The organism is Catenulispora sp. EB89, from assembly GCF_041261445.1.
In the GTDB taxonomy this organism is placed as follows: Bacteria; Actinomycetota; Actinomycetes; order Streptomycetales; family Catenulisporaceae; genus Catenulispora.
Map to the genome: position 1 here is coordinate 111,285 of NZ_JBGCCU010000030.1, position 13,822 is coordinate 125,106.

Below are 13,822 nucleotides of genomic sequence, written 5' to 3' on the forward strand. Positions count from 1 at the left end.
AAGCCGTGGGGCAGCGCGCCAGTCGGGTAGCCCCCGACGCCAACGCGTCCGGGGCTACCCGACTGAAGAGCGGGTGGTCGTCAGGTGAGTCAGGGCTTTGACGGCGCTCCGGGGATCTGCGGGTTCTGCAGGTTCTGCGGGTTCTGCTGCGTCGGGCCCGGGCAGACCGTGTTCGCGGGCAGCAGCTCGCGGGCGGACTGTTCCTGTGCGCTGCTGGTACCGCCGAGCAGGGGTGCCGAGCCTGTGGTCCCGTCGGGGCGGATGACCGTCACGGAGGTGATCGTCGGGTTGGCCAGCAGGCCTGCGGCGTCGAGGCTTGTCAGCTTCACCTCGGCGAGGCCGGACGCGCCGACGGTGACCGTTGACGTCTGGAAGGGAGTCGAGCCCTTGCCGGGGCCGTGGTTCTCCGTTCCGGTGATCGTCACCCGCGATCCGGGGGCGGCGACGACTGCCGCGTAGAGGGTCTGGGCCGGCTGGTCGAGCTCGGGGAGGGGGACGGCCTCGACGTGCGATGTCTCGCCGGCGTCGATCGCGGTCGGCAGCTGGAGCCAGACTCCCTTGTAGGAGTGGACGCCGGCCATGCGGTACGTGGCGCCGCCGTGGGTGATGTCGACGACGGCCGCGCCTTGGCCGCCGGAGTGTGCGAGGTCGCCGGCCCAGCGGAGGGTGAAGGTGTAGGAGCTGAGCTGGTAGCCGCACAGTTTGAAGGAGCCGACGAGTTCGGTCAGGACGGTGCGGGTGCCGGCGTCGACCGGCTGGGCGTAGGCGTGGATCATGGCGTCGACTGCTGGCGCCACCTCCGACTTCGAGGTGGTGTAGCCGGGGAAGAGGGAGTAGTCGGTGGGCCAGCCGAGCAGGTTCGACTGGCCGGTCGTCGACAGGACCGGGGGCGGGCCGGGGTGCGGTGCGGCGCCGTTCGTCGGCGTCGACGGTGCTGTCGATGGCGGGAGGTGCGAATCCGTGTTTCCGGCTCCGGGCGCTCCTGCCGCGCCGGCTGCCCCTGCTGCTCCGGCCGCTGCCGCCCCGGAGCCGGAGCCCGGGGTCTGGGCGGAGGCCGTGCCGCCGTGCCTCATCGCGCTGCTGATCCCGATCGCCGCGCCCAGGACGGCCACCACCGCCAGCGACGCGCCGAGGGTGGTCCGCCGCTTGCGGTCGCGGGCGATCGCGGTGCCGAGCGGGCCGTAGGGGTCGGCCGTGCGCGGGGTCGTGGCGGCGGTCGCGTGCAGGCTGGTGGCCAGCTCTTCCGTCAGGGCTCTGTCGTGCTCGTCGATCATGATGTCCTCCGTCATCGGGGCTACCCGGCTCTCCATGTCGTGGCCGCGGCGTGTTCGGCCGCGGCCTCCGTCCCGAGCTGGATCCGGAGCTTGGCCAGGGCTCTGGACGTCTGGGACTTGACGGTTCCGACGGAGCATCCGAGAACCTCGGCGGTCTCGGTCTCCTTGAGGCCTTCCAGGAAGCGCAGAACGATGATCGCCCGCATGCGCGGCGGCAGCGTGAGCACCGCGCGCCACACCTGGTCGCGCCGGTCGACAGCCTCGGTGCCGTCGCCCACCGCCACCTCCGGCACGAACGCCGTCGGCCGCTCGGAGCGGTGCGAGAGCCGCCGCCACCACGACGCGTTCAGGTGCACCACGATCTGCCGGGCATAGCGCTCCGGCACGTCCCGCCGCTCGATCCGGGTCCACGCGCGATACGTCCGCACCAGCGCCGTCTGCACCAGGTCCTCGGCCCGGGCGTAGTCGCCGGTCAGGACATAGGCCGTGCGCACCAGCCGATGCCGGCTGTCGATCACGAACCTTCGGAAGTCTTCTTCCTGTTCCGCCCGCACGCGTGCGCCCCTTCGCCGTTCATATCCGGCCTCTGCCGGACACCGTCAGGAGTCAGAGCCCTTGAGCGGGTGGGAAGGTTGGCTGGCGGCTGGGGAATGTTGGGTGGTTCTTACTGGCCGGCTGCGATGATCTCCGCGACCCGTGCGCGATAGGCGTGGCCGAGGGCGACCGATTCCGGGGCGGCAGCCAGTTCGTCGTACTGCTCCACGGTGATCGGTTCGCCGAGGGCGGTCACGGCGTCGAGGTCGGCGGACTGGCAGGCTGTCTCCGCCTCGTCCAGCGGCTCGGCCGGGGGCGTCGGGAGCTGCCGGTCGAGTTTGTTGGCGAACGAGTAGAAGGCGTAATTGAGCGCCGATCGCGCATAGGAGAGATTCTTGAGCGTCCAGACGTCGCGGAGGAAGGCAATGGAGACGGCGGCGCTCTGGAAGGCGCCCTCGGAGCCGCCCGGGTTTTCGACGGGGAAGTCGTCGGTCCCGATGATCTCTTCCAGCCGTGCGCTGACTTCGGCGGTGACGGTGCTCGCGGGTGCGGAGACCAGGTACGCCAGGTTCATGCGCTCCGCGGCTTGGATCAGCTTCCCGAATTCCTCGAAGTCCTCCTCGGCCTTCGGCAGGTCGCTGACCGCCGTGGTACGGCGGGCCGCGAGTGCGACGACGACCGCCGCCTGGTACGGCGTGCAGCCGAGGATGCGCTCGTCGATGCCGGCCTCGCGGCGGGCGTTCACGACGGCGGCGGCCCGCGCCTGCCTGGCGGCCTGCTCGGCGCGGATCCGGTCGAGCTCGGGCTCGTTGTCGGAGGCGGTCATCGCTGGTCCTTTCACTACCAGGTGAACATGCTCTGACCATAGAGCCAGCCGCCGGATTTTCCGGTGAGCAGCCTCTGGTTGGTCTGGATCATCTTGCCCACCGGGGGCGTGAACGCGGTCCGCTTGGCGGGTCCGACCAGGGTAGCGGTGCCGACCTTAGCATCGAACGGCGTGTGGACGATCGAGTTCTGGCACCACGGACAAACCGGACGGTTCGCCGCGCCACCGAGCGGTGTCCAGCCCCGGTCCCGGATCGTGTTCAGGGCTGTGGTCTCCGCGTGGTTCTCCAGTTGGGTGGCGCCGGTGAACGGGTCGGCCGCGATCTCATTCGTGAGGCTGCCGTTCTTGCCGATCTCTGCCGCGATCCGGGGATCGAGGTCGCCGCTTCCGCTCCAGCCCACGACGTGGTGGATGTCGCCGTTCTTGTCCATGGCCCGGATGATCGCGATGCTGTTCTCCCGCTGTTCGTACGGGACGTCCAGCATGCCGTGCAGCGCGTCCGTCCGATCCTTGATCTGCTGCAGCGCCGTCATGCACAGCAGCCCGAGCGGGTCCGCCTCGATCAGCGGGTTCGCCACGTACGCCTGGTCGTTCGGCGCCGGTGCCAGGCCGAGGGGGTCCGGGCTCAGGTACGAGCCGCGCTCCGGGTCGTAGTAGCGCTGGACGTTGTAGTGCAGTCCGGTCTCGGTGTCGTAGAACTGGCCGGGGAAGCGGAGCGGGCAGTCGGTGTCGTGGCCTGACGAGGTCGCGATCGGGGTCCCGTACAGGCTGGTCGTGGTGTGCCAGTCGATCGAGCCGTCCGGGGCGACCAGCTCCGTCGGGGTGCCGACCAGGTCGGTGACGATGGTGTGGAACGCCTCGTCGATCGTCTCCTGCGGGGCGTCGGCGGCCCAGGAGCGGCGGCGCTGGGCGACCGGGCGCCAGCCCTCGCCGAGTTCGTAGTCCCACACCAGGGCGGTGCGCAGGCCGTCCGGGTGCTCGGTGACCTGCTCGACCAGGCGGTCGCCGTCCCAGGAGAACGTCACGCGCTCGGCCGGCGTGCCGTCGGCGGCCAGGCGGGTCTTGCCGGTGCGGCGGCCCGAGGGGTCGTACGTGTACTGCCATACCGTGCCGTCCGGCAGCGTTACCTGGGTCATCCGGTCGTCGGAGTCCCAGGTGTAGTGCCATTCGCGCCGTTGGCCGGACAGGGTCTGGCGCAGGGCGCGGACTGTGCGGCCCTGTGCGTCGTAGTCGTAGTGTGTGCGGCCGGAGCGGCGGATTCGGGGGCCGTCGAAGGCCGGAGTCGCCGGGTCGTCGTCGGAGGCGCCCGCGCCGGCGCCTCCGGGGCGGATCGACTGCGCGACGTTCCCGGACGTGTCGTAGCTGTACGTCTCGCTCCAGCCCGGAGCCTGGACGGTCGTGACGCGTCCGGTCGGATCGAGCTGGTAACGCCGGGTGCCGCGCAGCGAGTCGCCGACGGCCGTGGGCACGCCGTCCGCCCGGTACGAGTACGAGCGCTCGAACATGACGGACGGGGCTGCAACAGCGGTTTCGCCCGCGAGCGTACCGACGATCCGCTGCCCCGCCAGCCGCCCCACAGCGTCGAACTCCTGCGTCAGGCGCGCGCCGCCGTCGACGGTCCGCACCGTCTCCCGGCCCGCGCCGTCGAAGTCGAACGCCAGCGCCCGCCCCGACAGCATGAGCGTCGCCCGGCGCACCTCCGGGTCGAAGTCCCACTCCGAGACCGCCCCGGACGGCGTGATCCGGCCGATCCGCCGCCCGGCCGCGTCGTAGTCGAAGATCGTGCTGCGGCCGTCGACGGTCTCGGTGACCGGGCGCCCCGCCTCGTCGTAGTTGTAGGAGACCGTGGAACCGGGTCCCGCGGCATTCAGCAGCCGGCCGGCGACGTCGTAGGCGAAGAGCGTCTCGCCCTCGTCCGCCCGCTGCCGGACCACCTGCCCCATGGGGTTCCGCTCCAGGCGGACGGCCTGGCCGGCGCCGTTGACCCGCGCCGTGAGCTGTCCGACCGCGTCGTGCGCGTACCGCTGCACGCGCCCGGTGAAGTCGCGCTCGCCGGTCAGGTTGCCGGCCGCGTCGTGCTCGTAGTCCCAGGTCCGCCCGGCCGGGTTGGTGACGCTCACCAGCTTCAGCTCGGTGTCGTAGGCGAAGGTGTGGCGGATCCCGGCGTCCGTTCGGGCGAGGACCTTGTCGAAGGGTCCGTATTCGGTGCGGGTCACCGCGCCGAGGCCGGTGACGTGCTCGACCACGTGCTGTTCGAGGTCGTAGGTCCAGGTCGCCGTCCCGTTGTCGGACGTGGCCTGGCGCAGCGGCCGCCCCTCGACGGTGAACTCGGTGGTGACGAGCTCGCCATCCGGACCGTGCAGCTCGGCGATCCGGCCGAAGGCGTCGCGCCGGATCCGGGTCACGGCGCCGGCCGGATCGACGACCTCGACCGGCAGCCCGGCGCCGTCGTTGGTGACGCGCGTGGTCTGGCCCAGGGCGTCCGTCGACGCCGCCACGGCGCCCCGATCGTCGTAGACGAAGGTCGAGGCGGCGCCGGCCGGGTCGGTGACCGTGGCGGTGTTGCCGCGCTCGTCGTAGGTGTAGTGCCAGGCGGTGCCGTCGGGCAGCGTCACCTGGAGCGGCTGCGCGGCACCGGCGAACTCGCCGGTGATCTCGGTCCCGTCCGCCCGCAGGACCCGCACCGGGTTGCCGTACTCGTCGTACTCCCGCCGCGTGGTGCGGCCGATCGCGTCCGTCCCCCCGATCAGCAGGCCGCGCTCGTCGTATTCGGTGACCAGGGTGTGGCCGAGCGGGTCGGTGATCGCCACGACGTTCCCGGACTCGTCGTACCGGTAGACGCACGCGTGGCCCAGGGAGTCGGTGACCGTGTTCGTCTGGGCGTCGTCGTCGTAGACGAACGTCGCGGACAGGTACCCGCCATCGCCGGTACCGCGCACGACCCGGCCGTCCTCGCCGTATTCGTAGGCGTAGCGGTAGCCGAGCCGGTCGGTCCACGCGGTGATGCGGTCGGCGTCGTCGTGCTCGTAGCGGAACGGCTCGCCGGTGGAGTCCACAACGCCGGCCAGGCGGCCGGGCCCGTCGTACTGGAAGGTGCGGACCGTGACGCCGCCGACGGAGCTGTCGTAGCCGTCGGAGCCGTCGAGGACGCGTATCCGGCTGACCCGCAGACCGCCGTCGGTGGCGGTGGTGTCGATGGCCACGCGGTAGCCGCCGCTGTGCTCGACACCGGTCGGATTCCCCTGGCCGTCGCGCAGGAAGTCGACGCGGTTGGCGTTGCGGTCGGTCAGCGCCATCAGGTCCCTGATCTGACCGTCCTCGCCGGCGAAGTGCGCGACCGGGAAGTGCATGACCAGTCCGGTGGCCGGCGTGGTGACGCGTATCTCGTCGGTCTCGCGATCCCACTCCAGCGGCCAGCGCGCGCCGTGGACCGGCACGACGGTCTGTCCGGCAGCGGGAACCGGGTAGTTCAGGACCTGCGCGTCGTCGCCGGTGAGGTGGATGCCGGCGGCGTTGACGGACAGCCGTATGTCAAGGGTCGACGACCATCCGGGGCCGAACAGGCGCCCGACCTCGTAGCCGGAGGAGTAGGAACGGCGCAGGAACAGCGGCAGCACGCCGGGCAGGACCAGATCGGTGTCAGAGGTCAGCATCCGCCCCGAGACGACGTCGACCGGGTCGCCGCCCTCGCAGGCCAGCTTGTTGCCGCGGCTGCCGATCTTCTCCAGCAGCTGGCCGCCGTACTTGTCCATCAGCTTGCCGCCGACCTTTTCGACCGCCTTCCCGCCGACGAACTGCAGGCCCAGCATCCCCACGCCCATGAGGGCGTCGCCCCAGTGGCCCTGCATGGCGTCGCCGGCGATCTGCATGCCGGTGCCGACCAGCGCGATGATGTTGTCGGCCTCGGCCAGGGCCGCGGTGATCACGTCGACGCCGGGGATCCAGGAGGTGGCCAGGGCGAGGATGTCGAGGATGGGGGCGATCTCGTTGGCGATGTCGGCGATCTCGCCGCCGATGTCGGCCAGGGCCTCGCCGACGTGTTCCCACCAGTGCTTGTTGTGGATGCCGTCGGATTGCGCGTGGTGCAGCGCGCCGGCGCAGGTTCGGGCGGCGGTGATGCGGTCGTTGTAGGCGTCGTCGGCCTGTTTGGTCAACGCGGCCATCGCGGCTTTGGCGTTGGTCAGGTTGGTCTGGGCGGTGTTGTGCGCGGTTTGGGCGTCGGTGACGGCTTGCGGGTTGGGGCTGGCGGCGTGGTTCTGCTGCGCGGTCTTCAGGTCGGCGGCGGCGGTGTTGGCTGTGGTGGTGGCGCGTTGCAGGTCGGCGTTGGCGTCCTGGGCCTGACGCAGGGCACTGTCAGCCTTGGACTGCGCCGCCTGTAGCAGCGGTGCGTAGGCGTTCAAGGCGTCGGAGGCTTCGCTGTAGGACGTGTAAAGCTTCTGCAGCCGTCCCGGCAGCGGACCGAACTGGTCCTTGAAGGCATCAGCGGTCTGACCCACCCACTGCATCGCAGTCGCGTCGGAACCGAAGCTGTTCAGACTCCGGTACGCCGCCTCCACGTCGTGCGCGAAGTCCCCGAACTGCTTCGCCAACGCCTGCACCGACTCCACCACACCCGGAGTCGGATCCCCATCCAGCCCCAGAATGTCCCACCCCGTTGGACGTGCCACCTCTGACTCCCCCATGAACGGCCGTAATGCCCCGTTTTATGACAAAACCCTGCTACGCTCTCTCGGCTGAGGATCTTATCCGGCGAGCCAATGCTCTGAAAGGGCCCAATGCTCTGAAAGACCCTAGTGGGAGGTGCCGACGAACGCCGCGACGGAGTTCGCGAACGCCTCCGGCTCCTCCAGGTGCCCGAGGTGCCCGCTGTGCTCCTCGACGAGCGGGCGCGAGTCCGGGATCGGCTTGTGGAGTTCCTCGGCAGCACCCTGTCGAGCCGGTGTCGAACCCTGGTCTCCCAAGCCCGGTGCCTTCCGCGCGGGCTTGAGGAACAGGGCGAGCCCGATACCGACGGCCAGAGCCGGGGCGATCCACAGGTAGCCGGTGGCTGTCGCGTGGGCGAAGGCGTTCAGCGCGGTGCCGTGCAAGGCGTCGGGCAGGTGGCTGATGCTGTCGGGGCGGGCGGCGTCGAAGCCGCCGGTGGTCGGCAGGCTTCGGGTGCGGTCGGCGAAGCCGGTGTTGAGCAGGGTGCCGAAGATGGCTACGCCGAAGGCCGCGCCGATGGAGCGCGCGAAGGTGACGACGGCGCTCGCCGCGCCCAGATCGGCGGCTGGGACGCTGTTCTGCACGGTGGTCAGCACGACCATGGGGATCATGCCGATGCCGACTCCGGTGATCAGGAAGTAGACGCTCAGGACCGGGGTGCTGGTGGCGGCGCCGATGGTGCTCAGCAGGAGCAGGCCGGCCAGGTTCGCCGTCAGGCCCGCGAGCAGGATCGCCCGCAGCCGCTCCACGTGCGTGGCCCAGCGTCCGGCCAGCGACTGGCTCAGGACCAGGCCGGCGACCAGCGGCAGCATCGAGACGCCGGAGAGGGTGGCCGACACCCCGTGCACGGTTTGCAGGAAGGTCGGCAGGTAGACCAGCACGGAGAACATCGCGGCGTTGGCGAAGAACGCGATCAGCGAGGAGAAGACGACGGTTCGGGAGGCGAGCATGGCCGGTGGCAGTACTGGGGCGGTGACCCGGCGCTCGACCGGCACCAGTAGCGCGGCCAGGCCGACGGTCGCCGCGATCAGCCCGGCGATGGCCGGCGAGCCCCAGCCCCAGCGCTCGCCGAAGGATGTGACGAGCACCAGGCCGGTGGCGATGCCGGCCAGGATGAGCGAGCCCAGGTAGTCGATGCGGGCCTTGGCGCCGCGGGTGGCGGCCGGGAGGGCGCGGGCCGCGATGGCCAGGGCCACGAGGCCGACGGGCAGGTTGATCAGGAAGGCCCAGCGCCAGGAGAGGTGGTCGGTGAAGACGCCGCCGAGCAGCGGCCCGACGATGCTGGCCACGCCGTAGACCGAGCCGAACATGCCCTGGTAGCGGCCCCGTTCGTGGGGCGCGACGATGTCGCCGACCAGGGCGAAGGTCAGCACGATCATGCCGCCGCCGCCCACGCCCTGCAGGACCCGGGCGCCGATCAGCTCGATCAGGTTCTGGGCCAGGCCGCAGGCGGCCGACGCGATGAGGAAGGTGGCCGTCGCCGCCAGGTAGAGGCGCTTGCGGCCGAACATGTCGCCGAGCTTGCCCCACAGCGGGGTGACGGCCGTCGAGGCGAGCAGGTAGGCGGCGCTGACCCAGGCGATGTCGGAGAAGCCGTTGAGATCACTGGCTATTCGGGGCAGGGCCGTCGAGACGATCGTCTGGTCCAGGGACGCGAGCAGGACCGCGAGGACCAGGGCGGACATCGCGAGCGCGACGCCTCCGGATCGCGCTGACGGCGCTGCTTGCGCTGACCGCGCTGACTGCACAGGTCGCGGTGTGGCGAGGGGGCGGGTGTTCGGCATCAGGCGCGCCTCTCTGTGAATGGGTTACAGTCACATCACTGTAGCACTTATGAAGTGATAGGCCACTCCCAAGTGTCGATAGGTGTGCCAGACTCCACAGCGGCACCTAGAATCGACGGCGTGAGAGCCGACGCAGCACGCAATCTGGAAGCCGTCCTGACCACCGGAGCCCGCATGCTCGCCGAAGACCCGGGGGCGAGCATGGCGAGCATCGCCGCCGAGGCGGGGGTGGACCGTCGCACGCTCTACCGGCGCTTCGCCTCGCGCGAGGAGCTTCTGGAAGCGGTCTACGAGGCTCGGCTGGAGGCCATCGGCCAGGCCATCGAGGACGCCCGGCTGCGCGAGGCGCCGGTGGCGGTCGCGTTGCACCGCTACGTCGAGAACATCATCGAGGTCAACCGGACCTGGCCGGTCGACCTCGCGCTCATGCTCGGCACCGAGGACGTGCGCCGGCGGCGCGATGCCTACGTCGCCGAGGTCGACACCTTCTTGCAGCGCGCCACGGACGAGGGCCTGCTGCGCGCCGGGTTTCCGGACGGCTGGATCGGCGATCTGCTGCCCGCGTTGATGAAACTGGTGGTCCAGCGGCTGCCGGAGCTGAGCCGCGGTCAGGCGGCGGACGTCGTGGTCGACACGCTGCTTCGCGGCGTCGGGGTATAGAAGACGCCGGGGCCCGCTCCATCCAGGAGCGGACCCCGACTTGTGCTGCGTACCTCGGTTCAGACCGCAGCAGGCCGGCACGGCCCAGGCGCCGAAGCCGGCGAGCACCGCGCGGTGCGGGACGCGGTCCGGCACCGACCGGTAGTCGATCGCCGAGGACACCGCGTCGATCAGTGGGTAGATGACGAGCAGGACGATCGCCGCCGCGCCGAGAGCCTTGTACGCCTGCGCGAAGTCCACGGCCCACGCCACCGCCAGGACCCCGCGGACTTCCTCGACCTACTTTTGCGACGCTTCTCGGGTACTCGGCGTCCGGGTCAGTGCCGCGAGGCCGGTGGCCGCACCCGAGGAGCTTCACCGCCATCCTGCGAACGGTTTCAGACCGTGACGGTCTTGTATTCCGTGTAGGCGCCGAGGCCGACCGCGCCGTACTCCCGGCCGACGCCGCTGGCCTTGAAGCCGCCGAAGGGGCCGTCGAATCCGATGGACGCGCCGTTGATCGTGACGGTCCCGGTGCGGACGCGGCGGGCCACGGCCAGGGCGTGCTGCTCGTCGGTGGACCAGACGCCGCCGGACAGGCCGTACTCGGAGTCGTTGGCGATGCGGACGGCGTCGTCCTCGTCGTCGTAGGGGATGACGACCAGGACCGGGCCGAAGATCTCCTCCTGCGCGATCCGCATGGAGTTGTCGACGTCGGCGAACACGGTCGGGGTGACGTAGTTGCCGCCCTCCAGGCCCTCGGGGATCTGCGGGCCGCCGGTCACCAGGCGCGCGCCTTCCTCGATGCCGAGCCGGATGTACTCGCGGACGCGCTCCTGCTGGTCCGGCCGGATCATCGGGCCGATGAAGGTCTCCGGGTCGTTCGGGTCCCCGACCTTCAGCGATTCCACGAGCTCCTTGAGCGCGGCGACCACCTGCTCGTAGTGGCTGCGCGGGGCCAGGATCCGGGTCTGCGCGATGCACGACTCGCCGTTGTTGAGCAGGGAGCCGAACTTCACCCCAGCGACGGCCCGCGCGATGTCGGCGTCCGGCAGGATGATCGCGGCCGACTTCCCGCCGAGCTCCAGGCTGACCCGCTTGAGCTGCTCGCCGGCGATCGCGGCGATGCGGCGGCCGGCGCGCGTCGAGCCGGTGAAGGCGATCTTGTCGACGTCCCGGTGCGAGACGAGGTGTTCGCTGGTCTCGCGGTCTGCCGGCAGGATGCTGATGACGCCGTCGGGCAGGCCGGTCTTCTCCAGCAGTTCCGCCAGAAACGCCATGCTCAGCGAGTTCTCCGGAGACACCTTCAGGATCACGGAGTTGCCGGCGAGCAGCGAGGGGATGATCTTCGAGGTGGCCGAGGAGAACGGCGAGTTCCACGGGATGACCGCGGCCACGACGCCGACCGCCTCGCGGCGTACCACGCTGCGCACCGCCGATGTCGGGTCGGAGGGAGGGAACGTCTCCTCCCAGCCGAAGTTCTGTGCCGCCGCGAGGTAGGCGTTCGCCTGCCGGCTCAGACCCGGCTGCCCGGCGCGCGTGAACCAGCCGGCCGAGCCGTTCTCCAGCGAGATCAGGCGCGCGATGGCGTCGGCGTTCTGCTCGCGCAGCGCGTTGAACCGGCGCAGAACCTCGATCCGCTCGGCCGGCGGGGTCAGGCGCCACACGCCCGCCTCGAACGACGCCCGGGCCGCAGCGACCGCGCGGTCGATGTCCGCCGGCTGGGCCTGCGCCGCTCGGCCGATCACGGACCGGTCGTGCGGCGAGGTGATGGCGAGCAGTTCCGGGTCGCTCGGCTCGACCCAGGAACCCCCGATGAAGAGCTTGTCGTGGACGGTGACCATGGCCTTGCCTCTCTCGGGCTGAATCAACTGTCACATCACTGTAGCACTTCATGGCGAGAGAGGCGCATCGGAGCGGCGAATAATGCGAGTGGCCCGGCCCCGAATCGGGGCCGGGCCGGGTCGAACGGCTAGCTCAGGAGCTCAGGAGCTCAGGAGCTCAAGCGCTCAGGAGGTCGCCACGTCGTCGTACTTGGTGTACGTGGGGTCGCCCGGGTAGTTGTCGTCCTTGCTGGTCAGCGTGAGCGTGTAGCTGTGCCCGGCGGTGACCGTCGCGGTGACCTGCTTCCAGCCGGAGGTCGGGTTCACGCAGGTCTTGGCCAGCACCGTCTTGGTGGTGCCGGCGGTGTTGTCCTTCAGCGTGGCCGTGGCCCAGTCGTACGTGACGGTGTCGGGGCAGGTCACGTCGTACCAGAACGCCAGCTTGCTGTTGCCCGAGCCCGCGGTGAAGGTCTGGGCGATGCTGGAGGTGTTGCTCGGGTTGGTCGAGCCGACCATCGCCGCGTAGGTGCCCGAGTGCGGGCCGGAGGTGGTCACCGAGGTGACGCCGCTGGCCGTCCAGCCGGACAGGCTGCCGGTCTCGAAGCCGCCGTTGACCACGGCGTTGCCGCCACCGCCCCCGGAGGTGCCGACGGTCCAGGAGAAGCTGGTCGAGCCCGAGGCGGGAGTGGAGTCGCTGGCGGTGACCGTCGCCGAGCCGCTGGCCGCGGTGGTCGGGGTGCCGGAGATCAGGCCGCTGGCGGAGATCGACAGGCCGGCGGGCAGGCCGGTGGCCGAGTAGGTCAGGGTCTTGCCGGCCGAGGAGCTGGCCGAGACCTGCAGGCTGACCGGGGTGCCGACGGTCCAGGACTGCGACGGGATCGAGGTCACGGTGATGGTGTCGGTGCCGCCGCCGCCGTGGTTGATGATCGCGTGCGACAGGTCGCATTCGTTGGTGTCGTTCGACCACGACGCCTGCTCCGGGTACGTGCCGAAGGAGCCGAAGGAGACGTTGCCCGCGCCGCCGGCGGTGCCGGGGGAGAGCCATGCGCACTCGTCGGAGTTCTCCTGGCCGTTGTACGAGGAGCCGGTGTTGTTCGTCCAACCGCCTGCCGGGTTCTGGTCGGACATCATCTCGTGCCACTCGTGGCCCATGGTGATGGTGTAGCCGTCGAGAGTCCCGGGGGAGTTGACGAAGCCCACGCCGCAGCCGGCGCCGGAGTCCATGTTGTACGGCTGGTTGGAGAAGGCGATGTCGCCGTACGGGGAGGTCACGGCGCCGCCGGTGAGGGTGGAGTCACCGTTGTAGTCGTGCCAGGCGCAGTACTGGCCCTGGTAGTTGTCCGGGTTGGTGCCGGTGGGGGACAGGATCACGTAGTAGGCGTCGCGGTTGGCCGCCGCGGTGGTGTTGCCGAAGTGCGCGGCCGCGTTGACCGCTTCCTGGCCGAGCTGGTGGCCGGACGCGGCGCTCGGGGAGGCGCCGGAGTTGTCTTCCCACACGCCGGCGAGCACGCCGCCGGACTGGTAGTTGATGTACTGCGAGGCCGGCAGGTTGGTCGGGCAGGCGACCGCACCGGTGGCGACGCCCGCACCGTCGCACCACTGGGTCAGGTCCGCGGACCAGGTCTCGTTGTTGGTGCCGATGCCCTTGAACATCTGCTGCGCGACCGAGGCGCCGCCGTCCGGGTCGCCGGTGAACTTGGCGTTGCCGTTGGAGTCAGTGCTCTGGGTTCCCCACTGGCTGCCGTAGAAGACGAGGTAGACCTTGCTCTTGCCACCGTCCTGCACGCCGATGCCGTCGATGCCGCCGCCGTAGGACAGCGTCTCCGGGCCGGTCGCGGCCTGCGGCGAGGCGTGCTGGGTGGCCCACGCCTTCATCTTCTGGTTCTGCTGGACGGTGGGGACGGCGCCGTGCCGGTACGGATGTCCGTACTGCGGCGAGTAGGGGTTGGCCACGGCCGAGCCGTGAGCCTGCGTGGACGGCGAGGCCATGGCGGCCGCGGTCCCGGCGACGCCGAGCGCCGCGCACGCGGTGATGGCGAACGCGATGCGCGCCGTCTTGCGGCGCACGGCGTTCTTGGAGGGTTGGGACACTTCGGTGTCTCCTCGATCTCGGATGGTGCACTGGCGATATGGGTGGCGCAGTGGAGCCGAAATCAGGGCACACGTCATCGGCGGCGCAAGGGTGTCGCGGACCGAGGTGTGGGCCGGGTGGAAGCGGGGTGCGCTTGGTGTGTTGTG

Annotated in this window: 8 protein-coding genes; 1 reads left to right on the forward strand and 7 read right to left on the reverse strand. The window is 70.4% G+C overall.

The window, feature by feature from the left end; genetic code table 11:
• Positions 1-89: 89 nt before the first annotated feature.
• From ABH920_RS42250 to ABH920_RS42270, 5 genes are all read right to left on the reverse strand, one after another.
• Complete coding sequence (locus tag ABH920_RS42250) at positions 90-1,289, reverse strand: hypothetical protein (RefSeq protein ID WP_370354945.1); 1,200 nt, start codon at positions 1,287-1,289, stop codon at positions 90-92.
• A gap of 5 nt (positions 1,290-1,294) precedes the next feature.
• Positions 1,295-1,828: a SigE family RNA polymerase sigma factor gene (locus ABH920_RS42255; RefSeq protein ID WP_370354946.1), complete on the reverse strand. Its 534-nt coding sequence runs from the start codon at positions 1,826-1,828 to the stop codon at positions 1,295-1,297.
• A gap of 110 nt (positions 1,829-1,938) precedes the next feature.
• Positions 1,939-2,634 (reverse strand): hypothetical protein, encoded by a 696-nt coding sequence (locus ABH920_RS42260; RefSeq protein ID WP_370354947.1) that lies wholly within the window; start codon positions 2,632-2,634, stop codon positions 1,939-1,941.
• A gap of 14 nt (positions 2,635-2,648) precedes the next feature.
• Complete coding sequence (locus ABH920_RS42265; RefSeq protein WP_370354948.1) at positions 2,649-7,301, reverse strand: DUF6531 domain-containing protein; 4,653 nt, start codon at positions 7,299-7,301, stop codon at positions 2,649-2,651.
• Between the two features lie 123 nt (positions 7,302-7,424).
• Positions 7,425-9,023: an MDR family MFS transporter gene (locus tag ABH920_RS42270; RefSeq protein WP_370354949.1), complete on the reverse strand. Its 1,599-nt coding sequence runs from the start codon at positions 9,021-9,023 to the stop codon at positions 7,425-7,427.
• A gap of 219 nt (positions 9,024-9,242) precedes the next feature.
• On the opposite strand from ABH920_RS42270, the gene ABH920_RS42275 reads away from it, so the two are divergent.
• Positions 9,243-9,782, forward strand: coding sequence for a TetR/AcrR family transcriptional regulator (locus ABH920_RS42275; protein WP_370354950.1), 540 nt, complete (start codon positions 9,243-9,245; stop codon positions 9,780-9,782).
• A gap of 377 nt (positions 9,783-10,159) precedes the next feature.
• On the opposite strand, the gene ABH920_RS42280 is transcribed toward ABH920_RS42275, so the two are convergent.
• Both ABH920_RS42280 and ABH920_RS42285 read right to left on the reverse strand, forming a co-directional pair.
• A complete protein-coding gene (locus ABH920_RS42280) occupies positions 10,160-11,605 on the reverse strand; it encodes an aldehyde dehydrogenase (RefSeq protein ID WP_370354951.1) in 1,446 nt (481 codons plus the stop codon).
• Positions 11,606-11,770: 165 nt separating this feature from the next.
• Entirely contained in the window at positions 11,771-13,675 is a 1,905-nt protein-coding gene (locus tag ABH920_RS42285) for a putative Ig domain-containing protein (RefSeq protein ID WP_370354952.1), read from the reverse strand.
• Positions 13,676-13,822 lie beyond the last annotated feature (147 nt).